Origin of the sequence: Mesorhizobium sp. WSM4887 (assembly GCF_029625865.1) — a bacterium.
In the GTDB taxonomy this organism is placed as follows: domain Bacteria; phylum Pseudomonadota; class Alphaproteobacteria; order Rhizobiales; family Rhizobiaceae; genus Mesorhizobium.
This window is the reverse complement of the sequence record NZ_JARTVP010000002.1, coordinates 387199-413176: the sequence shown is the minus strand read 5'-3', so window position 1 is coordinate 413176 and position 25978 is coordinate 387199. Positions and strand designations below refer to the sequence as shown.

24 protein-coding genes and 1 pseudogene are annotated in these 25978 nt (G+C 62.3%); 8 read left to right on the top strand and 17 right to left on the bottom strand.

Going from position 1 to position 25978, the window contains the following annotated elements; all coding sequences use genetic code 11:
• The first annotated feature begins 53 nt into the window (after nucleotides 1-53).
• The gene (locus tag P9230_RS10430) at nucleotides 54-1760 is read left to right on the top strand and encodes a DNA polymerase/3'-5' exonuclease PolX (protein WP_278118718.1); all 1707 of its coding nucleotides are present in this window, start codon (nucleotides 54-56) and stop codon (nucleotides 1758-1760) included.
• A gap of 164 nt (nucleotides 1761-1924) precedes the next feature.
• Here P9230_RS10430 and P9230_RS10425 read toward each other — a convergent pair whose 3' ends face one another.
• The 8 genes from P9230_RS10425 to P9230_RS10390 all read right to left on the bottom strand — a co-directional run bounded on the left by P9230_RS10425 (nucleotide 1925) and on the right by P9230_RS10390 (nucleotide 11201).
• The gene (locus P9230_RS10425) at nucleotides 1925-2668 is read right to left on the bottom strand and encodes an amino acid ABC transporter ATP-binding protein (RefSeq protein ID WP_278118717.1); all 744 of its coding nucleotides are present in this window, start codon (nucleotides 2666-2668) and stop codon (nucleotides 1925-1927) included.
• Nucleotides 2665-3639 carry an amino acid ABC transporter permease gene (locus tag P9230_RS10420; RefSeq protein WP_127248627.1) on the bottom strand — a complete coding sequence of 325 codons (975 nt, stop codon included), beginning with the start codon at nucleotides 3637-3639 and terminating at the stop codon, nucleotides 2665-2667. Before P9230_RS10420 ends, P9230_RS10425 begins: the two co-directional genes overlap by 4 nt.
• A 54-nt stretch (nucleotides 3640-3693) precedes the next feature.
• On the bottom strand, nucleotides 3694-4527 hold the full coding sequence (locus tag P9230_RS10415; protein ID WP_127848005.1) for a transporter substrate-binding domain-containing protein: 834 nt from the start codon (nucleotides 4525-4527) through the stop codon (nucleotides 3694-3696).
• Between the two features lie 257 nt (nucleotides 4528-4784).
• Nucleotides 4785-5612, bottom strand: a complete 828-nt coding sequence (locus tag P9230_RS10410) for an alpha/beta fold hydrolase (RefSeq protein WP_127248641.1) — start codon at nucleotides 5610-5612, stop codon at nucleotides 4785-4787.
• A 2-nt stretch (nucleotides 5613-5614) separates the two neighbouring features.
• Nucleotides 5615-6691: an LLM class flavin-dependent oxidoreductase gene (locus P9230_RS10405; RefSeq protein WP_127248625.1), complete on the bottom strand. Its 1077-nt coding sequence runs from the start codon at nucleotides 6689-6691 to the stop codon at nucleotides 5615-5617.
• Between the two features lie 34 nt (nucleotides 6692-6725).
• The gene (locus P9230_RS10400; RefSeq protein ID WP_127248624.1) at nucleotides 6726-8237 is read right to left on the bottom strand and encodes an aldehyde dehydrogenase; all 1512 of its coding nucleotides are present in this window, start codon (nucleotides 8235-8237) and stop codon (nucleotides 6726-6728) included.
• A 22-nt stretch (nucleotides 8238-8259) separates the two neighbouring features.
• On the bottom strand, nucleotides 8260-9237 hold the full coding sequence (locus tag P9230_RS10395) for a flavin reductase family protein (RefSeq protein WP_127248623.1): 978 nt from the start codon (nucleotides 9235-9237) through the stop codon (nucleotides 8260-8262).
• Nucleotides 9238-9404: 167 nt separating this feature from the next.
• On the bottom strand, nucleotides 9405-11201 hold the full coding sequence (locus tag P9230_RS10390) for a helix-turn-helix domain-containing protein (protein WP_095802738.1): 1797 nt from the start codon (nucleotides 11199-11201) through the stop codon (nucleotides 9405-9407).
• Between the two features lie 162 nt (nucleotides 11202-11363).
• Between P9230_RS10390 and P9230_RS10385 the strand changes: the two genes are divergently transcribed.
• The 3 genes and pseudogenes from P9230_RS10385 to P9230_RS10375 all read left to right on the top strand — a co-directional run.
• Nucleotides 11364-11945, top strand: a complete 582-nt coding sequence (locus P9230_RS10385) for an amino acid synthesis family protein (RefSeq protein ID WP_095802751.1) — start codon at nucleotides 11364-11366, stop codon at nucleotides 11943-11945.
• 114 nt (nucleotides 11946-12059) lie between these two features.
• On the top strand, nucleotides 12060-12275 hold the full coding sequence (locus P9230_RS10380) for a DUF1259 domain-containing protein (protein WP_347403985.1): 216 nt from the start codon (nucleotides 12060-12062) through the stop codon (nucleotides 12273-12275).
• Nucleotides 12276-12369: 94 nt separating this feature from the next.
• A pseudogene (locus P9230_RS10375) lies at nucleotides 12370-12660 on the top strand (MFS transporter); the annotation flags it as partial.
• Here the strand turns inward: P9230_RS10375 and P9230_RS10370 are convergent.
• Both P9230_RS10370 and ctaD read right to left on the bottom strand, forming a co-directional pair.
• Nucleotides 12656-13618, bottom strand: coding sequence for a manganese catalase family protein (locus tag P9230_RS10370; RefSeq protein ID WP_127248621.1), 963 nt, complete (start codon nucleotides 13616-13618; stop codon nucleotides 12656-12658). The pseudogene P9230_RS10375 and the gene P9230_RS10370 sit on opposite strands and share 5 nt — an antisense overlap.
• Nucleotides 13619-13884: 266 nt before the next feature.
• A complete protein-coding gene (ctaD, locus tag P9230_RS10365) occupies nucleotides 13885-15543 on the bottom strand; it encodes a cytochrome c oxidase subunit I (protein ID WP_278118716.1) in 1659 nt (552 codons plus the stop codon).
• Between the two features lie 334 nt (nucleotides 15544-15877).
• Here ctaD and P9230_RS10360 point away from each other — a divergent pair, with 334 nt between their 5' ends.
• Complete coding sequence (locus tag P9230_RS10360) at nucleotides 15878-16660, top strand: DUF2243 domain-containing protein (protein WP_127325730.1); 783 nt, start codon at nucleotides 15878-15880, stop codon at nucleotides 16658-16660.
• Between the two features lie 833 nt (nucleotides 16661-17493).
• Here the strand turns inward: P9230_RS10360 and P9230_RS10355 are convergent.
• The 5 genes from P9230_RS10355 to P9230_RS10335 all read right to left on the bottom strand — a co-directional run bounded on the left by P9230_RS10355 (nucleotide 17494) and on the right by P9230_RS10335 (nucleotide 21828).
• On the bottom strand, nucleotides 17494-18861 hold the full coding sequence (locus P9230_RS10355) for a DegQ family serine endoprotease (RefSeq protein ID WP_127239601.1): 1368 nt from the start codon (nucleotides 18859-18861) through the stop codon (nucleotides 17494-17496).
• 106 nt (nucleotides 18862-18967) lie between these two features.
• The gene (locus P9230_RS10350) at nucleotides 18968-19708 is read right to left on the bottom strand and encodes an ETC complex I subunit (RefSeq protein WP_127213883.1); all 741 of its coding nucleotides are present in this window, start codon (nucleotides 19706-19708) and stop codon (nucleotides 18968-18970) included.
• 72 nt (nucleotides 19709-19780) lie between these two features.
• Nucleotides 19781-20287 carry an Hsp20/alpha crystallin family protein gene (locus P9230_RS10345; protein ID WP_278118715.1) on the bottom strand — a complete coding sequence of 169 codons (507 nt, stop codon included), beginning with the start codon at nucleotides 20285-20287 and terminating at the stop codon, nucleotides 19781-19783.
• Between the two features lie 91 nt (nucleotides 20288-20378).
• Nucleotides 20379-20858: an Hsp20 family protein gene (locus tag P9230_RS10340; RefSeq protein ID WP_127213885.1), complete on the bottom strand. Its 480-nt coding sequence runs from the start codon at nucleotides 20856-20858 to the stop codon at nucleotides 20379-20381.
• A 748-nt stretch (nucleotides 20859-21606) separates the two neighbouring features.
• Nucleotides 21607-21828 carry a hypothetical protein gene (locus tag P9230_RS10335; RefSeq protein ID WP_095801819.1) on the bottom strand — a complete coding sequence of 74 codons (222 nt, stop codon included), beginning with the start codon at nucleotides 21826-21828 and terminating at the stop codon, nucleotides 21607-21609.
• Between the two features lie 276 nt (nucleotides 21829-22104).
• On the opposite strand from P9230_RS10335, the gene P9230_RS10330 reads away from it, so the two are divergent.
• From P9230_RS10330 to P9230_RS10320, 3 genes are all read left to right on the top strand, one after another.
• Nucleotides 22105-22452 (top strand): hypothetical protein, encoded by a 348-nt coding sequence (locus P9230_RS10330; RefSeq protein ID WP_095801591.1) that lies wholly within the window; start codon nucleotides 22105-22107, stop codon nucleotides 22450-22452.
• A 235-nt stretch (nucleotides 22453-22687) separates the two neighbouring features.
• Entirely contained in the window at nucleotides 22688-22945 is a 258-nt protein-coding gene (locus tag P9230_RS10325; RefSeq protein WP_127213886.1) for a hypothetical protein, read from the top strand.
• 880 nt (nucleotides 22946-23825) lie between these two features.
• The gene (locus tag P9230_RS10320; protein WP_095801592.1) at nucleotides 23826-24053 is read left to right on the top strand and encodes a polymerase; all 228 of its coding nucleotides are present in this window, start codon (nucleotides 23826-23828) and stop codon (nucleotides 24051-24053) included.
• Between the two features lie 108 nt (nucleotides 24054-24161).
• On the opposite strand, the gene msuE is transcribed toward P9230_RS10320, so the two are convergent.
• Nucleotides 24162-24722, bottom strand: a complete 561-nt coding sequence (msuE, locus tag P9230_RS10315; protein WP_095801593.1) for an FMN reductase — start codon at nucleotides 24720-24722, stop codon at nucleotides 24162-24164.
• 89 nt (nucleotides 24723-24811) lie between these two features.
• Nucleotides 24812-25972 carry an FMNH2-dependent alkanesulfonate monooxygenase gene (gene ssuD / locus P9230_RS10310; RefSeq protein ID WP_095825924.1) on the bottom strand — a complete coding sequence of 387 codons (1161 nt, stop codon included), beginning with the start codon at nucleotides 25970-25972 and terminating at the stop codon, nucleotides 24812-24814.
• Nucleotides 25973-25978 lie beyond the last annotated feature (6 nt).

The following is a 25978-nucleotide window of genomic DNA, read 5'->3' as shown; positions in this document are numbered from 1 at the left end:
CGCTGCCCTTGCCTGATTGGAACCTGCGGAGATCGGCCCCGTTTGCCTCGACAATGGCAAAACCCGATTCAAGGACCGTCGCCAGTCTCCTAAGGGAATACGCACATCGCTCGTCGCTGCGCGGGGGCAATCCCTATCGCACCAAGGCTTACCTGCGCGCGGCCGATAGTCTGGCTGCGTTGTCGCAGCCGCTTGACCGGATCATCGCCGCAGGCGCCCTCACCAGAATCCCGGGGATCGGTGACGCGATCGCAGACATTGTGCGCCAGCTCTATGAAACGGGCACGCACCCACGCCTTGAGAAGCTGCGCGAGGAGGTGCCGGCGGGTGTAATGGAGCTGTTTGCCGTACCGGGCCTTCGGCCCGACAAGATACTGAAGCTTCATCAGGCGCTCGGCGTGAACTCGTTGGCCGAGCTCGAAGCGGCAGCAAGGGCAGATCGCATCCGGCCGGTCAAAGGCCTCGGTGCTTCGTTTCAAGCAAAAATCCTGCAGAACCTGGCTATCGCTCGAAGCGGCGAAACACAGCTTCACCTGCACAAGGCCGCCGCCCTCCTTGAGCACGCGATCATTTCCGTGAAGCAAGCGCATCCCGAGTTTTCGCGCGTGGAAATCGCCGGTGATTTCCGACGTGGCTGCGAACTTGTTGCCGACCTCGCGTTGGTCGCGCAGGGGAAGAAGCGGACCGAAATCGAGCAGTCCACCCTCAGGCTTGTCGTAACGGACAAGAAGCACTTTGGCGCGAGCTTCCTCGAAGCAACCGGTTCCGCGGCCCATCTAGAGCAATTGAGGATGTGTGCGGCCGAGAGAGGGTTCGCCCTCAAACCCGATGGTCTCTACCGCGGGAGAAAGCTGATCGCATCAGTGACAGAGGAGGAAATCTACGACGCGCTGGGCCTGCAGTTCATCGAACCCGAACTGCGCGAAGGCAGGGACGAGGTTGAGCGGGCAGCGAGGCGGCAACTCCCTACCCTCGTCCGGGACGAAGATCTGCATGGCATCCTGCATTCTCACACGACCGCATCCGATGGCACCGAGACGCACGAGGCAATGGCTGAAGCGACCCGTGAGCGCGGGTTCGAGTACTATGGCGTCGCCGACCATTCGCAGTCTGCGCACTACGCGGGCGGCCTCACATTGCAGGAGATTGCGGAACAGCACCGCGAAGCGGATCGGCTGAACAAGAGGTATGATGGAAAATTCCGTATCCTCAAGGGCGTCGAGGCAGACATCCTGGCCGACGGCTCGCTTGACTATCCGGACCACGTATTGGAGCAGTTCAATTTCGTTGTCGCGAGCGTGCACAGCCGCTTCAAGTTGCCGAAGAAAGAGCAGACGGACCGTATCATTGAGGCAATCGCGAACCCCTTCACGACAATCATCGGACACATGACCGGTCGCCAGTTGTTGCGGCGCCCCGGCTATGATCTCGACATCGACAAGGTCCTCAGAACGTGCGCGAGATATGGTGTCGCTGTCGAAATCAACGCGCATCCGTGGCGGCTCGATCTCGACTGGCGGTGGCATCAGAAGGCACTCGACTACGGCTGCATCTTCAGCATCAATCCGGACGCGCATTCGATCCGCGAACTCGATCACATGCATTGGGGTGTCGAGATGGCACGCAAGGGGGGCGTTCCTAGGACGCGGGTTCTCAACGCGATGGGTTTGGCGGCTCTGCTTGCGCACCTTTCAAAGCGCAAGCGCGATTCCAAGACCGGCGGCAACAGCCGCTCGCCTGCGCGGAAAGCTGACGCATAGAATCGAGGTCCTAGCTTTCAGCATAGATTAGCGCTTAGTGTGACCTCAGCAGCTTTGGCCAAGTTCGGCGATTAGGGGCCACTGTAAATGCCTGGAAGGGGGCCGGCAGCGGACTGTCCGATTTTTTTGAAAGCGTAGGCGAAAAAGCAGTCTTGCCTGGAACGTTAATGCTTCAGGATCTGGCTGAGGAACATCTTCGTCCGATCGTAACGCGGGTTGCCGAAGAACGCGTCGGGCGTCCCCTCCTCGACAATCTGTCCGGCGTCCATGAAAATGACGCGGTCGGCCACGGCACGGGCGAAGCCCATCTCATGCGTCACGCACACCATCGTCATGCCATCCCGCGCCAGTCCAGTCATCGTGTCCAGTACCTCGGAGACCATTTCCGGGTCGAGCGCGGAGGTCGGCTCGTCGAACAGCATGACATCGGGCTTCATGCACAGGCTGCGGGCGATCGCCACGCGCTGCTGCTGGCCGCCGGAAAGCTGGACGGGGAACTTGTTCGCCTGCTCGGGGATGCGGACTCGTTCCAGGAACTGGAGCGCGGTCTGGCGCGCCTCCGCGGCGGGCACACCTTTGACCCACATCGGTCCGGCCATGCAGTTCATCAGCACCGTCATATGCGGAAACAAATTGAAGTGCTGGAAGACCATGCCGACGTTGGAGCGCACGGCGGCGACGTTGCTCATCCTCCCATGCAGTGTGACACCGTTGACCACAATCTCGCCCTCCTGATGGGCTTCGAGGCGGTTGAAGCAGCGGATCAGCGTCGACTTGCCCGAACCGGACGGCCCGCAGATGACGATGCGTTCGCCCTTGTGGACCGTCAGGTTGATACCCTTCAGCGCATGGAACTGGCCGTACCATTTGGAAACGGCTTTGACCTCAATGATGGCTGGAGCGTTCATCGCACCTTGCTCCTGGCATAGTGCCGTTCGATGCGGGACTGGATCAGCTCGAGGCAGATCGACAGCATCCAATAGATGACGGCAGCCGAGATCAGCATTTCCATATGCTGGAAGGTCTTCTGGCCGAGCGTGCGCGCCAGGAACATCAGTTCCCACACGCCGATCACGGAGACCAGCGAGGAATCCTTCAGCATCGAGATAAACTGGTTGCCAGTTGGCGGAATGATGACCGGCAATGCCTGCGGCAGGATGATGCGGCGCATGGTCAGCGCAAAGCCGAACCCCATGGAGCGCGATGCCTCCCACTGGCCGCGGTCGATGCTCTGGATTCCGGAGCGGAAGATCTCGGTCATGTAGGCGCCGTAGCAGAGCGACAGCGCCAGGATGCCGGCGGGCACGGCATTGATGACGAAGCCGAGCTGCGGCAGTCCAAGATAGATCAGGTAGACCTGCATCAAGAGCGGCAGGCCCCGGAAGAACGAGGTGTAGAAGCTGGCGATGGCATAAGCGAAGCCATTGTTGGAGAGCTTGGCAACCGCGCCCGCCACCGCGATGACCGAAGCGATGACGATGGAGATAGCCGAGACATAGAGCGTGGTGACCACGCCCTGGCCGATCAGGAACGGCAGCTTCTCGCGGATGAAAGGCAGGCTGAGGTGAAAAGTCTCGAAGAAGGCGATGAACAGGAGCAGCAGTTCCAGCCATACGATGCCGATCTGCAGCTTGAGCGGTGCGAAGCCGATCAGGACCACGTTGAGTGTGAAGATCACCGCGACGGCGAAGCCCACGGCAAAACGCCCGTAGAGGCCGCTCGCCGACGGCTCGCCGATCACCGGGCGCATGAATTCGGCCAAGCCGGTGCCCGACAGGTTGAACGCCATGAAGACCAGGAGGACGACGCCGAACATCGTCGCCACGAACCAGGGCTTGTGAACGAGGACTTCGGCCTCGACGGTATCCGGGTAGAGCATCTTTGAGCACCGGCGGTTCAGCGGCCTGCCAAATGGCAGGCCGCCTTGGACACATTAGTTCGTCTTAGAGTAGTCCTGGCCGTACCATTTTTCCGAGAGCTTGCTCAGCGTGCCGTCGGCCTTCATCGCCTTCACGGCATCGGCGATCTTCGCCGACAATTCCGGATCGCCATGCTCGATGGCGATTGCCAGCGGCTCGTAGAACACCGGTTCGCCCAACTGCTTGATCGGATAACCTGCCTTTATGGCATCCAGGATCGACGGCAGCGACGACACCACCGCGTCCAGCCGCACCCCGTCACCGAGACGCAGATCGTCGAAGGCGGTGGTCGAGTTCTCGTAGGAGTGGACTTCCTTCGGGTTCAGCTTGTACTCGAATGGCGGTGCCCCGGCGGCGTCAAGCGTCAGATCCTTTTTGGCATAAGCCTCGAAGGTTGAGGTGCTGGTAGCGCCGACCACCTTGCCGTCGAGATCGGCGAGCGTCTTGGCCTTGCTGTCCTTGTGCACCGCGACCGCCGCGGGAGTGTAGTAGTACACCGCCGGGAAATCGAAGATCTCGGCGCGCTTCTTGGTCGGCGTCATCGAGCCGACGTGCATGTCCCAGCGGCCCGCCCAGTTGCCGGCCGTGATGATGTCCCAGCCGGGCGTGACGAAATCGACCTTGACCCCAAGATGCTCGCCGATCGCCTTGGCGACCTCGACGTCGAAGCCGTCAAGCTCATTGTTGACGTTCATGAAGGATTGCGGCGCCCAGTTGGCGTCGGTCGCCACCTTGAGCGTGCCAGCCGCCATCACGCGGTCGAGCACCGCGCCTGCATGGGCAGGATAAGCACCAAGCGCAACTGCGAGTGCGGCCATCGTCAGCTGTCGTCTGTTCCAGAATGTCATTTTCGTCTGTTCCCTTGTTGTTTGTTCAGTCCCATGCGGTCATGGCCATTCAGCCGGTCATGATCTCGCAATTCCTTGGCGACGAGGTCGGCGTCCTGCGAACGGCTCCCGCATTTAGCGATGCCCTGGCCGGTCCGGTCTTCCGTTGCTGCGCGGGATGTTTGCCGTCGTCATTCCCTCGCTCACGGGGAAAACCTCGGCTTGTTTTCGGCCAGGTGCCGCTTGGCAAGCCGGCCGCTCCCGCTCCGCGAAGACCGTTACCCATGCGCGCCGGCTCCTCTCCCGCAGCCGGCGCTGAGCAGGAAGCCGGCCATCGTTTCAGCAATGAGAGCCGGCGCCTCGATCAGGATCGAGTGACGAAGCCCCGGCAGGATTGCGAGCTCGGATCCCTGCACCTGTTCGTGCATCAGCCGCGCCATGCGCGGGCTGGATCCCTGGTCGTTCTCGCCGGTCACGATCAGCGTCGGACAGGTGATGCGGTCGAGGATGCCGCCGTAATCGGTTTCGGCGAGAACCCGGTAGGCGGCGGCGTAGCAGTCGGGGTCATTCTCGGCGTCACGCCCACGCAGTTCCGCGATGATGCCGGGGTTGCTGTCCTGAAAATCCTCCGTCAGCCAGCGCGACAGCGAGGCGGCATGATGCGTCGAGGCGTCGCTCGCCATCAGCGCCGCCAGCCGGCCGCGCACCGCTTGCCGCTCCTCGGGCGTGCGGCCGGCGACCGTCGACAGCAGCACCAGTTTCCGCAACCGCTCGGCATGCGTCAGCGCCAAGCGCTGGGCGATCAGACCGCCCAGGGAAAATCCAGCCAGATTGAACGTGGAAAACCCGAGATGGTCGGCCAGCGCCAGCGTTTCGCCGACGAAATCGTCGATCTCGTAACGGCCCTTGACCCGGCTGGAGCGGCCATGGCCGCGCAGGTCGAAGGTGAGGACCGCGAAGCAATCCTTCAGCCGCTCGGCCACGCCGTTCCAGGCTTCGAGGTAGGAGCCGACGCCATGGATGCAGACCAGAGGCACCCCCCCTTCGCCCTCGAGGCGCCAGTTGAGCAGCACGCCTTTGACATCGAGCTGGCCGGAGCGCGCCATGGTCACGCCCTCGCCGCCTGGCGCGCCTTGTCACGCTCGCGCGCGGCGAAGACCGGCATCACCTCGTCGACCCAAAGCTGGATCGTCTTTTTCTGCAGCTCGAACGGCAGATTGAACGTCAGGCCGAGGCAGTATTGGTCGACGCCCGCGGCCTCGTAGTCGAGCAGCTTTTCGATCACCTCGTCCGGCGTGCCGAACATGAGGTTGCGGCGGATATTCTCGGGATTGTAGTTATCCTTGCCCTTGACGCTCTCGTAGGGCACGGCTTCGGGAAAGCCGTTGCGCACGGTACCGATATTCTGGAACAGGTTCTCGAAGGCGCGGCCATAATTGATGGCGTGTCCGACCGCGACCTCCCAGTCCTGCTCTCTTTCGTAGACGCAGGTGCGGCGCTGCATCATCAGGCGCGGCCGTGGCACCTCCGGATGATCGGCGACGGCCTTGCGGAATTTCTCGCCAAGGACGGCCACTTCGGACGGCGGCGCCGACAAGGGTGTCGACAGGATCGAAGCGCCGATGCCGACCGCCCAATCGAATGTGCCCGGATCGCGTGCGGCCACCCAGATCGGCGGGTGCGGCTTCTGCAGCGGCTTCGGAACGCCGGCGGCCAAAGGGAACCTCCAGTAGTGCCCGTCATGGGCATAGTCCTCGGCCCACAGTCGCTTTACCGCTGGCACCAACTCCTTCAGATAGGCGACGCCTTCCTGTTGCGGCATGCCGCCGGCCATACGGTCGAACTCATACTGGTAGGAGCCGCGCGCGATGCCGAATTCCAGCCGCCCGCCGGTCAGGTGGTCGCAAAGCGCCGCCTCCCCTGCCAGGCGGATCGGGCTCCAGTAGGGCGCGACCAGCGTCGAGGTGCCGAGCCTTATCTGCTCGGTGTGCTGCGCTAGCCAGGTCAGCGTCATCAGCGGATTGGGCGAGATCGTGCATTCGATCGTGTGGTGCTCCGCCGTCCATAGCGTCTCGAAGCCGCCCTCGTCGGCCATCCGCGCCAGTTCCAGCAGGTTGCGCTTCACCCTTTCCATCGGAATGTCGGGCGAGAAGCGCTCCATAGTTAGCGATACGGCGAATTTCATGTCGGTCTCCCGGTCGTTGCGTCGGGTTTTTTGATCAGCGAAGGCGGATGACGAACGGATCCTGCATGGCGCCCGAATAGTCGATGACGACGTTCTTCAGCCGCGAGAACTCCTCCATCGCGTCGAAGCCGCCGCGCCGCCCGTAGCCGCTTTCCTTGAAACCGCCATTGGCGGACATGAAGGAAGAGGCGCGATAGGTATTGATCCAGACCGTGCCGGCCTCGACATTCCTGGCGAAGCGCAGCGCGCGGTTGATGTCGCGTGTCCAGATGCCAGAGGCGAGACCATAGCGGGTGTCGTTGGCGAGCCGGATCATCTCGTCCTCCGACGAGAACGGGATGACGCCGACGACGGGGCCGAACAGCTCCTCCTGCATGAACTCCATGCCGTTGTCGGCGTCGGTCATCACGGTCGGTTCGAAATACCAGCCGCCGGCAAGCTCGTCCGACTGCGGCCGCTTGCCGCCGGCCGCGATCCGGGCGCCCTGGCGCACACCGGAAGCGACATAGGTTTCCACCTTGGCGAGTTGAGCCAACAGCGCCAGCGGGCCGATATCGGTGTCCTCCAGCATCGGCGGTCCAACCCGCACCCGCCTTGTGCGCTCGACCAGCGCCTCGACGAAAGGCTCATATGCGCTTGCCTCGACGAAGCAACGCGAGCCGGCGACGCATGTCTGGCCTGCGGCCGCGAAGACACCGGACACGACGCCGTTCACGGCATGCTCGATATCGACGTCGCCGAAGACGACATGTGGCGACTTGCCGCCAAGTTCCATCGAGCAGGGAATGAGGTTTTGCGCCGCATTGGCGGCGATCCGCCGCCCGGTCCCGGTCGAGCCGGTGAAGACGAATTTGGCGATGCCCGGATGCCGGGTCAGCGCGTCTCCCGCGACTGCTCCTGTGCCGGTCACCACGTTGACGACGCCGGCGGGGAAGCCTGCCTCCATGATCAGCTCGGCCAAAGCGAGTGTCGAGGCCGAAGCATGCTCCGACGGCTTCACAACCACCGTGTTGCCGAGCGCCAGGCACGGCGCTAGCGTGCCGGTGAGCAGCATCAGCGGCGAGTTCCACGGCGTGATCATGCCGACCACGCCGATCGGCTCGCGAAGGTTGAAGTTGAGCATGTCGAGCTTGTTGACCGGAATGGTGTCGCCAAGCAGCTTGTCGGCCATGCCGGCGAAGTAGGTGTAGCTGTCAGGCATGGCGCGCATCTGCGCCCGCATTTCCTTGAGCAGCTTGCCGTTGTCGCGGGTCTCGATCAGCGCCAGTTCGTCGGCACGCTCCAGCACCAGTTCCGCAAGCCGGCGCACCAGCCTGCCGCGGTCGGTCTGGGTCATACGCCGCCAGGTCGGATCGGCAAATGCAGCGCGCGCCGCCGCAACAGCCGCGCCAACATCCTCCTCGCTGGCTTCGGCGAACTGGTACCAGGGCTTGCCGGTGGTCGGGTCGTAACTGTCGATATATTGCCCGTTCTTCGGCGCCACGAACGCGCCGTTGATGAACAGGTCCTGGCGCGACCCTTCGAGCGATGCGACCGTCGTTTTCATGCTGTCTGTCCCGCGTGGATCGTCATTCGGATGCAGCCTGCGTCCACGATTGCGACTGGCCGTCGATCATCGCGACGCGGCCGCCGTCGCCGCTGTCCATGTAGATGCCGAAGCGCTTGTCCTGCCGTTCGCGCGCATAGCGGCGCAGCATGGCGCGCAGTTCGTGCGTGGCGATCTGGTCATAGGGCAGCGCGTCGACGGGAAAGAAGGCATGGCTGTCCGGCAGCGTGGCTTGTGTGCCGTCGCGGCTAAGTTCGGCGCGATAGATCAGGTAACCTGGGTCGCTGTCGGCGACATCGAACACCGAATAGAGGAAGGTGTTTTCCGGTACGAGGCTCAGCGCCTCGCCGCCGTCCAGCAGCAGTCTGCTGTCCGCCTTGCGGCGCCGCCCCGTCGGCAGCACGAAGCCGCCCTTGCCGTCGCTTCGTAGAAGGATGCGGTTCCCCGCTTCGACCAGATAGCCGATGATCATGTCCTGAGAGGCGAGCCAACCGGCCGGCAGAGGATCCTTCACGCTGGCGTAGCGGCCGCGGCAAAAGCCGAGCGGCGCCGACGGACTGGTCCCGAAGGCTTGCACCTGACCGATCAGGATGATGTGGTCGCCGGCCTCGACGCGGTTGTGAACGGTGCAGTCGAACCAGGTCAGGCTATCGGTGAGGACCGGTGCGCCGGTGTGGGCGCGGTCATGGTTCACCGACTGGAACTTGTCCGCCGTCTTCGAAGCGAACACCGACGAGACATCGACCTGCCCCTCATGAAGGAAATTGACTGCGAAGGACTGCGCCTCGTTGAAGGCCGGAAAGCTCGCCGCCGACTTGCCGACGCAGACCAGCAGCAGCGGCGGATCGAGCGAGACGGAGGTGAAGGAATTGGCGGTCATGCCGCGCGGATTGCCGTCGCCGTCGCGCGTAGTGATGACGGTGACCCCGGTGACGAAGGTGCCGAAGGCACGACGCAAGGCGATCGGGTCGATCGTCCTTTGTGTCATCGCATCTGCCATCGTCTTCCTCCACATCGTTGGACGGAAGCTAGTCAGGAGCCGGCGATCGTTCTTCCTCCGATCTATAGGAAAGAGTTCACGACGCGCTGCTGCCGACCCGAGCAAGCGGAAGCGCGGCGTGCCCGTGCCTGCACGGGGCCTGAAATGGCGGCAGGGGTGGAACGGTTCTAGCGGACGGCCGGCACGCGGCTGTCGATAATGCCGCTGAGGCGGATCGCTAGCTCGACCGCAAAGCGCTGTTCGGGTGTGTCCAGCTTGATGCCGAACAATTCCTTCATGCGCGACAGGCGGTAGCGCAAGGTGGTGACGTGCAGCCCGAGGGCGTCGGCACAAGCCTGGCTGCGACAGCCGTCGCGCAGATAGGCAAACAGCGTGTCCAGATAGGGCGTGCCGTGCTCGCGATCATGCGCGATCAGCGCGCCGACGCTTTTGTCGACGAAGTTGCGCACGTCGGGCACGTCGGCTGCGGCGACCAGCATCGGCAGCGGACCAAAATCCTGGCCGGCAAAAACGCCGGTGCGCCCGAAGGACCGACCGATACGGATCATGCGGCGGCAGCGCTCCCACGCGGTCGGATAGTCGGCTAGCGCAGAACAAACCTCGGAAGCCAAGACCGCCGGCTCACGCTCGAAATAGCGGCCAAGCTCCCCGGCGATTTTGTTCGGCAGCTTCCCCAGACGCGTATCCCGCCCGGTATCCTCCTCAACGAGACAGACCAGGCCGCCCTCGACGGCGATGACAGTGCCCCCCAGGCCTGCCTGTTCCAGCAGCCGGACCAATGCGTGGTGGGGATCGGCAAGACCGCCGCTGCCATCCTTGGCCTCATCGGCATAGTCGACGACGATCAATCTTTGCGGCGTTGTCAGATTGACCCCCAATCGACGGGCGCGATTGACGATATCGGCCTCGTCGCGCCAGCGGCGCTCAACGACCTCCAGGAAAAGTTCGGTCAGCGATCTGGTCTCGAAGCGGAAGCGCACGAAGCTGCGCATCATCTGCACGCTCAGCGCGAATTTGGCGCTGTCGAGCAGCATCTGGTCGAGCTGGCCCGACTGCTGCGGCGTCGGAAAAATCATCAGCGCCCCAACCACTTCGTCGTCGATGGTCAGCGGCTCGAGGCGCACCGAAAGCTTGAGCCGGTGCTTGCCGTCATCGACGAACAGCGTCTCGTTCTGGCGCGCTTCCGAGGCGCCGCGCGCGACCTTGAATATCTGTCGGTTGAGCACGCCGCCGACCGCCTGCTGCCAGGACGCGGCGTCGAAATGCGCTTCGCTCGGCGAGCGGCCGGCCACGACCAGGTTGGCATGGAAATCGATTACCACAACCGGATTGGGCAGCAGCTCGCCGACCTTGTCGGCGAGCGCGGCCACCGATCCTTCCGACAGGGCCTGCTGCAGAAGGGAGGTGTGTGCAGCCAGGGCGCGCTGCAGGCGCTCGCCGGCCTGCTTTTCCTGGCGCAGGCGGTGCTGCTTCTCCACCGCGATCTCGCCCAGATGCACGATCATGCCGATGAAAGCGATATCCTCAGCGCTCACTTCGGTGATCTCGCGCGAGACGACCGTCAGCACCATCGGCCGGCCGTCCTCATCGACGCAGTTCATCGGCATGACGAGCACGCTGCGGTAGTCGCGCTCGAACGCCTCGCGGCGGTAGCCCGGAAACTCCTCGGACATCCGCGCGTCCCTGATGTAGACAGGCTCGTTGCGGTTGAGCGCGACGATGGAAGGACTGGTGGCCAGTTCCCAACGGTCAGGCAAAGTGCGCTGAATGAGCGTCGGGTCATGGCGCACGATGACATAGGCGTGGCCATGCGGCGCATCAATGCTCATGATCGAGCCAAGCGTCCATTTGGCATGGCGGCAAGCTGCCAGCACGAGGTCGCGCAGCACCGACTGGAGATCGCCACCCGAATTGATGAGGCTGGCGGCGTCCCGCAAAGAGAGAATTTGCGACTCGTGGTCCACGCCCGGTCTTCCGCCTCGCGAAGGGTCAATTTAAGCCCTCGCGGATATACCAACGCTACACAGCTTCCAAGCGTGGCGCACGCCGATTCTTCCTACGAACCGGAGGAATACCTGTCCCCTGGGGCTTACTAGGCTAGGCTTCCACCAACGGGACTCGAAATCATGGAATTGCGAAAAGTCTGCACCTTCATCGAGGAAGTGCACATCGAAGGCGGCAAGGCGGGCGCCAGGCCGGTCACGTCGATCGTCGTCGCCGGCGTCTTGCGCAATCCCTGGGCCGGGCGAGGGTTTGTCGAGAATCTGCGACCGGAGATCGTGGCCATCACACCCCGGCTGGGCCATGAGCTGACACGCCGCCTGCTCGAGCTCATGCCCGCGGAGCGCATCGAGAGCTACGGCAAGGCCGCGGCCGTCGGGGTCTCCGGCGAGATCGAGCACGCCTCGGCCATGATCCACACACTGCGCTTCGGCAATGTGTTCCGCGAGGCCGTCGGCGGCACGACCTATCTCGAATTCTGCAACACGCGCAACGCGCCGGGAGCGCTGCTGTCGCTGCCGATGATGCACAAGAGCGAGCACGGTCGCCGCTCGCATTTCATCACCGCCAATTTCCAGATTGCCGATGGCCCGGCCGCCGACGAGATCGTCGTTGCCATCGGCGCGGCGGATGGCGGCCGGCTCCACCCGCGGATCGCGGACCGCTTTCAGGACATGAAGGAGATGGAGCAGGAAGCCGCGACGTAGTGCCTTGTGCGACGTCCTTTGCGTTGTCGTCGATGACGTCCGCTTTCGAGATACTCACAGCTTACCTCAACGGCCGACACGGGGCGCAAAGCAGCCGAATGGTTCATTTTCGCCGTGGCTCAGATTTGCGACTTGCTCTTGATCGCTTCCGACCTGAACTCAGTGCTAAAAGCGTTGCGGGAAAGCGGAATAGAGGTCACGTCCATGCACAACCAGCCCGACGACGAACCCGGGCTGTTCTCCATTGATTTCTGGGCGAATGACGACTGTCGGGAAGTTGGCCAAAGGACTAAACCTGGCCCTCGATCAAGTACACCTCATGACGGGTAGCTGATCTTTGACAGAGTCCCTTCGAAATTCCGAAGGCAACTGCGTTGGCCCTGGCGAGGTCAAGCACCTTAGGAAAGGCGGCCGCGCTGCGGACATATACGCGGCGCGGGCCTGTCGAGACTTTGGCGATGGCTTTGCCGCAGTGCTCTTGCCGGTATACCTGGCTTCAATCGGGCTTGGACCGCTCGGGATCGGCGTTGTCGCCACCGCCGCACTCCTTGGTTCGGCGCTGCTGACGCTCGGCATTGGATTCCTGGCCGTACGGGCGGACCGGCGCACTCTGCTTTTGGCTGCGTCCGGGCTGATGATCGCAACCGGGGTGGCCTACACGCAGTCAAGCACCTATGCAGCTGTTCTGCTCGTGGCTTTCCTGGGCACGATCAATTTGTTTTGCGAGTAGCGGCCGCTGCCTGCGCCGGCGCCTCCTGGATGTTGGCGGCGCCGCCCATGTCACCGTTCTTGGTGCGGCCCGCCCCCGGTCCTGCTCCAAGATCGGCGCCGGTCATCGGATCGGAAGCCGGGTCCGAGAGTGTCCGCTCCGCCAGATTGGCCGCGACCTTCTTGTCCTTGGCATTTAGCTTGACAGTCGCCATCCCGTCGCCCCCGTCGGCGGGCATCACCTCTTCGAGATTGTCGATGCGGTCCCATTCGCCTCCCGAGTTCCAGGGTCCCGTGGCGTCTCCTTCGCCCTGCGAGGTGTTGACGTACATGCTGGCATATTTCTCGATGCCCGGGAGTTTGCCCGTCGGGAAGTTGTTCTCTATCGCGTACAGCGCTTTCTCGAAGGACTTCTGGTGGGCGACTTCGCGCGTCATCAGAAAACCGAGGGCATCCTTGACGCCGGGATCATCGGTGATGTTGATCAGTCGCTCGTACACGATCTTGGCACGAGCTTCGGCCGCGATGTTGGAGCGCAGGTCCACCGTTGGTTCGCCGCGAGAATCGATATAGGCGGCGGTCCAAGGCACTCCGGCCGAGTCGCACAATGCGGGTCCGCCGCCAAACAGGATTGACTCCTTGGCCGTTGTGCCGCTGGCGCCAACCATCAAATACAGCTCAGCTTCCTTCATCTGTCCCTCGGCAAGGTGTGCCTTGAGTCCCTTGTTCAGCATTGTGACAATTGACCCGACCACCTCGAGGTGGCTTAGTTCTTCGGTTGCGATGTCGAGCAACATGTCTTTTCGACCGACATCATCCTCGCCCAGCCCTTGGACGAAATAGCGCATAGCGGCGGCCAACTCGCCATCGGCTCCGCCGAACTGCTCCATTATCATGCATGCCAGTTTCGGATTCGGCTCCGACACACGGACGGTGTATTGCAGTCGCTTATTGTGCATGAACATGAGGTTTCTCCAGGGTTGGGGTTCCCCGAACATCCTTGGATCAGAAATGTTCCTTGGCGCTGGTCGTTCTGTTTGGCTATCAAGTTCGTGCATGGCGATGAATTATCCGCGAGCCCGACCGGGGATCAGGAACGGCTCGCTAGGGGCCCGGTACTCTCCCGGGCCAACACCAACCCCGTCGTGTTGGATGCTGATTGAGGGCCACGAGAGCCAGGGCATTGGCTGCAGGGACCGTCACGCATGGGCGCCGAAATCGCCGACCCGGGCTATTTAATGATCGGGAGCCTGTCCCATTGATGGAACGGCGGTGGCGAAGGCAACATCCACTCCAGGGACGTGGCTCCCGGACCCCAAGGATTATCGCCGGCCTCCCTTCGTCTGTAGAAGGCGTCGACCACTCCGGCCAGGAAGAACAGTACGCTCGCGGCAGATATGTAGGCCCCATAGGAAGAGACCATATTCCAGCCTGCAAATGCATCGGGATAGTCTATGTAGCGGCGCGGCATGCCCGCCAAACCTAGAAAGTGATGCGGGAAGAAGACCAGATTGACGCCGACAAAAGTCGTCCAGAAATGCACTCCCGCCAGTAGAGTGTTATACATATACCCGGTCATCTTCGGGAACCAGTAATACCAGCCCGCGAAGATCCCAAAGAGAGCTCCCAGTGAGAGTATGTAGTGGAAATGCGCGACGACGAAGTAAGTGTCGTGCAATTCACGGTCGAGCGCAGCATTGGCCAGCTGAACGCCTGTTACCCCACCGATTGTGAACAGAAAAATGAATCCCAACGCCCAGAGCATGGGCGTTTGCAGGCGAATCGATCCGCCCCACATCGTGGCGATCCAGGAGAAGACCTTAATACCTGTCGGCACCGCAATCACCATTGTCGCGAAGGTAAAATAGCGCTGCGTGTCCAGGCCAATGCCGCTGGTGTACATGTGGTGCGCCCAGACGACAAACCCTATCGCGCCGATCGCCACGATCGCATAGACCATGCCGAGATAGCCGAAGATCGGTTTGCGCGAAAAGGTGGATATTACCTGGCTCACAATGCCGAATGCCGGGAGGATCATGATGTAGACTTCCGGATGACCGAAGAACCAGAAAAGATGCTGGTAGAGGAGCAAATCGCCGCCCTGGTCCGGGAGGAAGAAGGCAGTGCCGAAGTTCCGGTCAGTCAGCAACATCGTGATCGCGCCTGCCAGAACGGGGAGCGCGAGGAGAAGAAGGAATGCTGTAATCAGAACCGACCACGCGAAGAGAGGCATCTTGTGGAGCGTCATGCCGGGCGCACGCATGTTGAAGATCGTGGTGATGAAATTGATCGCCCCGAGGATGGATGAGGCCCCGGCAATGTGCAGCGACAGAATGACCAGGTCAACGGCAGGCCCAGGATGGCCCGACGTCGACAGCGTTGGGTAGAGGAACCATCCCGTTCCTGCACCATAGCCTCCTGGTACGCTGGGCATGAACAGCGACATCAAGAGCAAAATGAAGGCAGGCGGCAGCAGCCAGAAAGAAATGTTGTTCATCCGCGGGAAAGCCATATCAGGAGCCCCGATCATGAGCGGTATCATCCAGTTGGCAAAGCCGCCGATCAGACCGGGCATGACCGCGAAGAAGATCATGATAAGGGCGTGTGCTGTCGTGAATACGTTGTAGAGCTGCTTGCCTGCATCAATGGCCGTGGCACCCTCGAAGCCGTATACAAACGAGGCCAAGCCAGGAAAGATCTGTATACCCGGTTCCTGAAGTTCGATGCGCATAGCGACTGACAGGAGCATGCTAATGATGCCCGCAAGGATCGCGAAAATCAGATAAAGTGTCCCGATGTCCTTGTGATTAGTTGAGAACACCCATCGGGTGACTCCTGCCGGCTTGTGCGCCGGAGCCGGAGTATCGGCTTTCGCCGATGAGGCTGGCATAGTGATCTCCTTTGAGCAGGCAAGCGCGTCCCAACCTCGCATTGACGGTATTGTTCCTGATGATCAGCCGTAATCTCCAAGCCAAGGGAACAACTCCAACCCCGGGATGTTCGGGCAAACGGGCTGAACAGGGAGCGACGTCTGATGCTCGAAACTATTGCGGCAGTGCTAGTACTCCTGGCTGTGGTCGGAGGCCTAATCTGTGCGTTCTGGATTGAGGCGAGCTATGGCGTCCACGGGCTCACCGAAGACATTCCGGCTGCGCCAGTCGACGACCTCAGACCGAGGTTGCCGGTCACCCCTCGTCCGGCCACTTTGAGGTAGGGCGCCAGTCATGCGCTTGAACTGGCCAGCAATCAATCGGAAGGCCGTTGTCGGGTGGCTGCTCGTTGGCTTTGCGCTGGCCGGCTTTTTCGACGGCATCGTTCTGCATCAGATCCTGCAGTGGCACCACCTCCTGTCCGGCCTTCGCGAACCGGCAGGATCAGACTTGCGCTTCCAAATTCTGGCGGACGGCCTCTTTCACCTGCTCATGTATCTGTTGTGCATTTTGGGCACGGTGTTGCTCGTGGCGGCTCGTGCATCTGGCGCGCGCCCCGGCACGACGAGCGAAATTCTACGGCTCGCCTTGGCCGGGTTCGGCATCTGGCACATCGTTGACGCGGTCATCATTCATTGGCTGCTCGGCCTTCACCGGATCAGGATGGCGAGCGAAGTGCCCCTGGCATGGGACATCGGATGGCTGGTTATTTTTGGCATCTTGCCTTTGGTGCTCGTTCTCCTGATGCCCAATCGGGGAGGACCAGCACGGGGCGCGGCGGCTGCTTTGATGAGCGTTGCCATGCTAGCTGGGCTGACTGCGGGCGCAGGCCAGCGCTTCGAGGGTGCAACCCACACGATCGTCGTCTTCCGGGAAGGTCTAAGCCCGGCCCAAATGATGCGAGCCGTACTCGAGGCGCGGACGAACCTAAAATCGACAGATAAAGGTGGGACAATCTGGGTGGTCGACGAGGTCTCTTGGGCCGGCCTCATAACGCTTCACGCGGAAGGAGCCGTTCTCGTCAGCACAACGCCGGTCGCCGCGGGCTGCCTGGCCTGGTCTGCCGTCAAGGTCTGATGCGGGGCGCAGCTCGGCGAGTAGAAAAGGATGAGGCGCCAATCATTTCGTGGCGGTCGAGAAAGAGGCGGTAAGCATGCGCCCGCCCCCGTAAAAAACAAGGATTCCATCGCATACTCGAACTAAGGCGCCATTCGCAATCGCGTGACGAAGAAGCTATTTGCCGCCGCCGCTGCCTAGACTACATGCTGGGAATGCGACTCGAACCGCTGGGCGTCAAGCGAGAGCCCGGGAAGCCCGGTGCAGCAATCATGGCGCGGATAGCCGGCACGACGTTCCCAACGCTGCCCGGCGGCCTGTGCCGAGCGTCTTCGCGATGATGTGTGCTGCCTGAGACATTACCGGCCAGGTGAAGTTGGCGAGCACACGCTACGCCATGCGACCTCAAACGGGGGCGGTCCTGCCCGAGAAACCGGATCACAAAGAAAATGTTCCGACGCCGAGGAACACCTCGCATTCGGGTAAGTTTGGGGCCCGGCGGCGCTATGCCCTCCGCTGTTTGCCGTGCGCTGCCGCGCGGAGCCCCTATCCTCCGCAGGCCCGCTCCTGCATGGCATCAGGGGTGGGCCGTTCTTTTGGTTGCCTTCGACATGATCGCTGCGCTCGATCAGGGGAATCGAGCAGGAGAACGGCGTCAAGCGTTCCGTTAGCGGGGGATCGCTGATGGCGAACGCCTACTTGCCGGTTCCCAACGCGCTTGATGGCGAGAGCGTTGGTCGAAGGGACTCGCCGTCCGTCATCACCCCATGCTCGGTGATGTAGGCAGCGAACATCCCGACGGCCAGAAATTGGAAGAGCCCGCTCTCGAGGGAAGGTCGAGCGGGCTCCGGAGTTTATCGCACAACCAGCAGAAGACGCCCCCCGTCACGGACCAGCTCCAAGGCCAGTATTGCGCGCTGGCCAGCGATCGCACTGCGCAAATCGGACACGGAAGAGACCGGCTTGCGGTTGACCGCCACGATCATGTCGCCGGTCCGCAACCCCGCTCTCGCCGCCGGGCTAGCGGGTTCGATGCTCTCGATGACGACCCCGTCCGCGCCTGCCCGCTGGGCTTCCTCGGCCGAAGCGTCACTCATCTTGGCGCCCTGCAGGAGGGTGCCTGCCAGCGTCTCCGACGCGCTTTCCTGTGCAGCGATCGTCACGTCGATCGTGACTTCGCCATTAGCGCGTTTGACGGCAAATTTGACAGTGCTTCCGGCAGGGGTGAGGCCGATCCGGTTTCTGAGGTCGGTCGTGCCTTGCACGGGATGTCCGTCGATCGCGGTGACGACATCGCCGACCTGCAATCCAGCCTTCTCTGCCGACGAGCCGGGTTCGACATTGGCGATCACCGCGCCGCGGAGGTCTCCGAGTTGCAGCGCCTTTGCGAGGTCCGGCGTCAAATCCTGGATGCCGATCCCCACCTTTCCGCGCCGCACCTCGCCGTGGGCGATCAACTGCTTCATCACGGAAACAACCATGTTACTCGGCACGGCGAAGCCGATGCCGACATTGCCGCCGGCTGGACTGAGGATAGCCGTGTTGATGCCGATCAGCTTGCCGTCCAGAGTAACCAGGGCGCCGCCGGAATTGCCCGGATTGATCGAGGCGTCGGTCTGGATGAAATCCTCGTAACCCTCGATGTTGAGTCCACTGCGGCCAAGCGCGCTGACGATGCCGGAGGTCACGGTCTGGCCGAGACCGAAGGGATTGCCAATTGCCACGACATAGTCGCCGACCTTCAGGGCGTCTGAATCGCCTGTCTGTATCGCCGTGAGGTTTTTAGCGTCGATCTGAAGCAGCGCGATATCGGTGTCCTTGTCGCTGCCGATCAGCTTCGCCGGGAATTGCCGGCCGTCCTTGAGGGTGACCGAGATTTCGCTGCCGTCCCCAGCGACGTGATTGTTGGTCAGGACATAGCCCTTCGCCGGATCGACGATCACGCCAGAGCCGGCGCTCATCCTGGCCTGCGGCAGCTGCTCCGGCCCGAAGAAGCGCCGGTAATTAGGGTCGCTGTAAAGCGGATTGTCTTCCTTGGGGGCTTTGGAAACGACCGCGATATTGACGACGGCCGGTGTGACGCGCTCCAGCATGGGCGCAAGCGTCGGCAGGCTGGATGCTTCAGCCGGTGCCGCCGTTTGCGCAGCAACGGGAGCGAGGCTGAAGAAAATGGCCCCCATCGCAACGGCGACGACGCGGAGGTTCGATGTGAGAGCGAGCATTGTTTGCCTCCCTGACCTGGTGTTGTCACTCCTGTCTGCGGGGCTACGCCCGCGGGGTTGAAAAAGCGGGCCCGGAACTTGCTCCAGACCCGCTCGTAGGCACACCTCATGCCGCCTTGCGCATGCCTGAATTGGCTTGGTCAGCCGCAACCTCCCGTTCGAGCGCGAGCAGCGCCTGCTGGACCTCGTCGAGGCGCGAGGGGCGGTCGTTTTCAGGCATGCCCTCATTGGTCGCCAGATCGATCAGATACTCCGTCCAAGCCCAGTTCATCAGGATCGAGCGCTTGGCCTCCAGCGTCAGCTTCGGATCGCGGGCCACGCCCATCGGCGACGTCCAGCTTTCCGGACCGGATGGATCGTTGCGGTTTGCAGCGCCGTCGAGGGCGCACCCGTAGCTCTCCTGAAGCGCGCCAAGTCCGAGCCGGTCGAGTGTCATGTTGGAAAAGCCGTAGGTCGACCTTCCGGGCTTGGCAGGCCTGGTCGCCCCATCATCAGCCTGCTCCGTCGCATTCTGAACGACATAGGACAACCCCTGTCGCTCGGCGTAGCGAACGGCCGACTCCAGCGTCGGGAAGTTCAACTCGACCTGGGTCAGCGTATCGCGGCTCCCGGTGTAGCCCATTAGCGGCTCGACAAAGGGCGCGGTGCGCCGCTCGAAAACGAGACGCCAGCCGCGCGTGCGGGCCGTGCCGGAAGTCGTCGCCGCGCGGGACGGCTTGTAGATCCGTGCGACGGCGTCGCCCGGGAAGGTCGAGCGTCCCATCGAAAGGGGCTTCTGCCGGTTGTCGTTCGACGACCACCCCCGCGGGATTGGTGCTCTGGTGGATCTGTCAACCTGTCTCTCCATCGTTCATCCTCCCTGTCTGGCATGGATGCTGCCGGCGGGGCCCTACAGCCGGCCGCCGGCGCCTGCCACGCGTCAGCTCTTGATGGCGATGCGCTTTCCCTGCGACTGCGCCTTCTCGCTCTTGGGCAAGGTCACGGTCAGCACACCATTGCTGAAGCGGGCATCAACCTTGTCTTCCTTGACCTCGTAGCCGAGCGGGATACGGCGCTCGAAGCGACCATAGAAGCGCTCGGAGAACTGCCTGTCCCTGTCCTCCGTTTCGGAACGCTTCTCGCCCTTCAGCGTGAGTACGCCGTCGTCGAGCAGGACTTCGATGTCCTTCTCCTCAAGACCGGGCACCTCGGCCGTCACCTTGACCTCCGTCTCGCCGTCGGAAATCTCGACGCTTGGCCAACCGCCGCCGAAGGCGGAAGCGCCACTGAAGGCAGGTAGGGTCGAACCGAAGCCGCGGAAGACATCATCGAACAGCCGGTTCACCTCACGATGCAGCGCCAGCAACGGATCACGGTCGCCAGCGCGGAATAAGGTCGCCTGATTGCCGTTGTCGCGGCCCCAAGGGATCAGATCTCGAACGCTCATTTTTCTTCTCCTTTCGTTCGTTGTGACAATGCACCATTCGGCGCCGGGCTCATGACCCGGCGCCCGCGCGCGAGTGCGCTCGCGGAATGCCTTAGGCGGCCGGCTTCTCAGCCTCGATCTGCTTCGGCGAGGAGTTCGGCGTCGCCTTGCCGCTCGTCGCGATTTCGATCTGGCGCGGCTTCATCTCTTCAGGAACTTCGCGCTTGAGATCGATCGTCAGCAGACCGTTGACCAGGCTGGCGTTCACCACCTTCACGTGGTCGGCCAGCTCGAAACGGCGCTGGAACGCGCGACTGGCAATGCCTCGATGAAGATACTGGCCATTCTCCTCGCCCGCCTTGTGACCGGACGCCATGAGCGTGTTCTGCTCCTGGGTTAGGGTCAGATCGTCCTGGCTGAAGCCAGCTACCGCCATGGTGATGCGGTAATCGTCCTCGCCGAGCTTGGCGATGTCATATGGAGGCCAGCTGTCGATGGTTTCGCCGCGGCTCGCGGCCTCAAGCGCGTTCAGCATTCGGTCGAAGCCGATGCCCGACCGGAAAAGTGGGGTGAAATCGAGAGTGGTTCTCATAGCCACATCCTCCTCTGAGCAACATGGGTACAAGACTGACGTCGGCGGATGCTGTTGCATACGCCCGACACGCCGGCCCCCAAGATGGGCCTCCGGCGGAGTACGATTTAGTTCGGCGGTGTCCGTGTTCAAGAGGCCTGGCAGAAGGTGCCAATCCGGAGGGGCGCCGACATCAATAGGAGACGCGCCTTTCCGGTTTGGCTTTCCGCGTATGGTGAGTTCGTAGCCTGCGCGGCTCGGTCGCTTTGGGGCCACCGTTTGCTCCCGTCCAGGGAAGCCGAATAGCCTTTTGCCCGCTTCCTATGAAACCAGCGCACAAGCTTGAGCTCTGCGAGAATCAGGCTGCAAGCAGGCCGCCGATAGCGCTGCAACGCGGCGCTGCTTTTCTCCTCGATCATGCTGTTGGCCAGTTGTCGCGGCGGCAACGGCCTCGGGGCGAGCCGCGGGCGGCGCGGAACCGGTCGGCGCTGACACTTCGGTCCGGCTCAGGCTCGCCGGCGGAAGCGCCTTGTGGGCTTTGACCAACGCCTCCAGGCGGCAACGGCAAGCGGCACCGGGGCGCGACCGTTGAGCCAGTGCGCCACATCGGCCGGGGCAAGACTGAGTTCCTCAGCCAGGTCGGCTGCATCCCACCACCTTCATGCATTCTCGCAATCGCCCCGCAATCACACGACCCTCATCTGCATCGGCGGCTCGTCGATGCAGCGCGGGATCTGAAATGATTTCGCCTGCTTGGCGAGCTTTCGGTTCAGCCCTTGGCCGGCGTAGCCGCTGCCGATACCTGCTGCGCCGCCAGGAACATCAGTGTTGAGGCGGCGGTGCGGCGTCTCCAGCCGGCGGTTTCGGCCGCGTCGAGCAGTCCAGCAAGCAGCGGCTGCAGCGCTTCTCGGCACTCCGCCTCATATGCGAGGAACTCGCTCGGCACATGTGTCGGCGTCGGGACTGGACCGGTGCCGCTCATCACATCCATGATGGCCTCCCAATCTTTCCTGAGACCCACTCCCGGAGCGGGGCTCGCGATCTTGCGCATCTCGAGCTAATTTTGCCTTCTTCCAATTTCAAGAGGGTGCCGCAAATTTTGGCGCTCTCGATCGTAGAGTGCTAGTGCGCTGAAAACATGCGGTAATTCGATCGCGAGGGCCTTGAATTCGCGATTGAGCTTAACAAAATTAACGGCTGTCGGCGCCGCCGGGACAGTTGAGAAATTGGCACCCGAAACAAGGAGTTTTTGATACGGAGGACAGAAATGGACCGACAGACACTTTCGCCGATCATTCCTTCCCTTGCTCCCGAAATATCAGACCTTTCGCTCGACCGGTTGCTGTCGCCGGCCAGGCATTTTCAGCACCCGCAGGATGTGCTGGAGGACGGCTCACTAGATATATGGGAAAAGCGGGCGATCCTGTCGTCGTGGGCATCCGACGCTTGCGCCGTGGAATCCATGCCGGCGCTGCGCCAGCCGCCGGGCACCGAGCGGCCGGTCTCCTTCGACGACATCATGGATGCGCTGCGCCGGCTCGACGCGGCTGCCCCGCTGCCTGACGGCTCCGGCGATGAGGACCACCGGCAGCTGGTCGACCGGCTGAGCGCGTGAGGCGATCGCGTGCTGCCGTCAGCGGGAACCCGCTATAGGCAAGAAGGGCTCCGAGTCGGGCGACCGCACCGTATCCGGCTCGGACTGCCCCGCTCGCGTTCGTCCTCATCTTTAAGAGCATTGCAACAATTGTGAGCGACGAGGGCATGGGAGCGGATATAAGGCTTCTGTTGTCGCCCGCAGTATCGACCGGACACGGGCGCTGAAGTCAATTCAACTCCACAGGGAGAGAGCCATGACCAGGCGCTCTGCTAATTTCATTTCCGCTTTTGAATTTGAGATCATCCGAGAAGTCTTCCGGCGTTCGGTCGTAGAGGATTGTCTTCCGAGACAAGACTGGGAAAGCCGTGCAAATGGGCTTGTCCGCAGCTTCATAGGCGTTCAACCTCCGGCCGAGGTCATCGCCGCATTGCTCAATTCCATGGGTCGACAAGATGCCCGCCGACCGGAGCCGGCGGGCTACTCAAGCTGGCTCAATTCCCCGCAGCCCTGAGCTACAAACTGCCCAGCTCCGTCTCGTTGCCCGCTCGTCAGCCGACCTGCCCTCGCCGACGGCGTAGGCGTCTGAGGTCATTTGTTGAGGTTTTTTCGGGCTGGGGCCGGGCGAATAGGTCAGCGTGATCCGCTTGCCGCCGCAGACCGCGCATTTCATTTTCGGCCTCAAGTCCCACGTCATTGCGGGAGCGTCAGGGCCGAAGCGGTCGCGCAGCGCCGGCGGATCGAGCCTCTGATGGCGATGGCAATCGAGGCAGCCACCGGTAACAGCCATGCCCACGTCGATGCGTCCTTGCAGCGTCCGGCCGTCATGTTGGTGGTTCAAGGCAGGTTCGACCTTTCGGCTGAATTTCCATGTATTAGCAGATGCGCATATATTCGCGCGCCGGCCATCTATGTCTCCTGCCGGCCAAGGCCCGGTGGCCGCACCCAAACGCCGCACCCAAAGGCTACCGGGCCGCAACTCGTCTGATCGACGTTGGAAGGTTCCAGCCTTGCACGGCACAGCTACGGCGGCGGAGCCCACGGCGGTTCGAGGGCTGGTGATCCTAAATAGTGCTGGCGAGGAACAACCTGTCTTCTTTCGCCGTGGCGATAGCTCTGGCGATAGCCGCGCGATGCGCCTACGCGCTCACTTGGTCTCCAGGCGCCAATGAGTTGCTGGTGCGCGCCCCGTGGGGCTTAGAGGTTTAGCTCCGCCGTGTAAGACCAACGTCCAACCTTCCAACTCAAAGGTCGCATCGACGAAACATATTGCCAGCTATGCCATTGGAGTCGGGACTGGCGAGTAACATGTCCCTTCATCGTCAGTCAGTTGTTGTGATCAACCACCCGCCGCGACCTGCGAAGCGGCGGGTGTTTCATTGGGAGAAACCGCTGTGCAACTGGGCGAGATGATTGCCAACCTCTGCGCCGCCATCCTCCTGATGTGCCTTGTCGCCACTGTGTTCCTGCTGGCAGGCAAGCCTCTCTGGCCTGATGAAGGGGCGAAGATGGTAATCCTCCTGCCGCCGGACGCCATGACGACCGCGTCAGTCGCGAGGCCAACGCACGCGCGTCTACCTGATCACGTCGATGCCGGTCTGGTAGAGCCAAGGCCCGATTAGCGCCCCTGGGCGAGCGCAGTCTCGGGAGAAGCCCGCGCCGCCGCGCCCGCTTGCCGCGACCCGGAAGGCGAGACGCTACACTTCCCGCTGAAGCACCGCGGCATGGATCTATTCGGCGGCTATTCTGAGACCGGATTTGGTGGCTAGCAGAACCGCGGTTTCATCAACCGCCTGCGCCGCTCGCTTCAGGATCAGTTCGGACCGAAGCACACCATCGGTGAAGTCTTTGTCGGTCGCGTACACGGCTGTGGGCAGCGCGAAGGCCTCGAAGAAGCCAAATAGCGGCCTGAGTTGATGCTCAACGACAAGGGCATGGCGCTCGCCGCCCCCGGTGGCTGTGAGAAGCACGGGCTTACCTCTCAAGGCCGTTGGATCGAGCAAGTCGAAAAAATGCTTGAACAGCCCGGTATAGCTACCCTTGTATGTCGGAGAGCCGACGACGAGCACGTCCGCGGCGACAACATCTGCAACTACGGTTTGGGCTTGCGCGTCGAGGTCGCGCTGCGATTTGGCGGCCCCCAGCGAGGGACCGACATCCTCGACATCATAGGTTCGATGGGAAAGGTGGTGGCGGCCTGCGATGTTCTGAACGACGAGGTCGACGAAAGCGCGGGTCTTCGAGGGTCGGCTGAAGTTCCCCGAAAAACCGACGATTGATGGATTTGACATAAGCCGAACTCCGATGGTCAAACTCAGATGTAAGCGGGCCTGGCACGGCACCAGCGATGCTGCGCGCACCACTTCTCTCCTCGACCTGCCTAAGACGCCGCTACTCGGACGCCCGCGCCCCGGCCGCGCCCAAACTCCAGATCCCAGCCGCGCTCCTTAAGGGGCAATTCACCCTGCAGTCCGAGCCGTGGAAACAGCAGCTCGGCAACATTGAAAGCTTCCTCCAGATGCGGATAGGCCGAGGCAATAACCGTCTCCACCCCTATCTCTTGATATTCGCGAATGCGGGCAGCAACGCTTTCCGCACTCCCGACAAGCGCGGTGCCGGCACCCCCTCGGACGAGACCCAATCCGGCCCATAGATTGGGAGCTATAACCAGCTTGTCGCGGCGTCCCTGGTGCAGAGCGGAGATGCGCTTTTGCCCGACCGACTCCGAAACCTTGGTGAATTGATGCTGGGCTTCAGCGATCACGTCGTCGGTGACGCGGCTGATCAGTCGATCCGCCGCCGCCCAGGCCTCCTCCTCCGTTTCACGCACGATCAGGTTTATGCGCAATCCGAAGCGGATTTTGCGACCTTGAGCCGCCGCTCGTGCCCTGACTCTATCGAACTTCTCCTTCACCTGCTCGACGGGTTCACCCCAACTCAGATAGACGTCCGTGTGTTTGGCGGCGACCTCGATGCCCGCCTCCGAAGACCCGCCGAACCAAAGTGGCGGATAGGGTTGCTGGACCGGCGGGAAAGATATGTCGATGCCGTGAGCAGATAGATACTTGCCCTCGAAGTCCGCCGGCTCTCCGGACAGGATACGGCGCCAGATCGTGAGGAATTCATCAGTCTGGGCATAGCGCTCGTCATGACCGAGCTTGTTGCCGTCGCCGGCAAGGTCGGCAGGATCCGCCCCGGTGACGACGTTGAGCAGCACCCGGCCGCCGGAGATGCGGTCCAGCGTGGCCGCATGGCGCGCGAACAGGGCCGGCGTCCCGCTGCCCGGCCGCAGCGCCACCAGGAACTTCAGCCGTTCGGTCAGCGGGATCAGCCCGGCGGCCACGATCCAGGCGTCCTCACACCGTGTACCCGTGGGCAGGAGCACGCCCTGGAAGCCAAGCCGATCGGCGGCTTGCGCAATTTCCTTGAGATAGCCGAAGGTTGCCGGCCGGTGCCGCTCGTCGGTGCCGAGATAGGGGCCGTCGCCATGGGTCGGCAGGTACCAGTAGATATCGAGCGGGCGGGTGCTGTTGCCGGACATCGGATT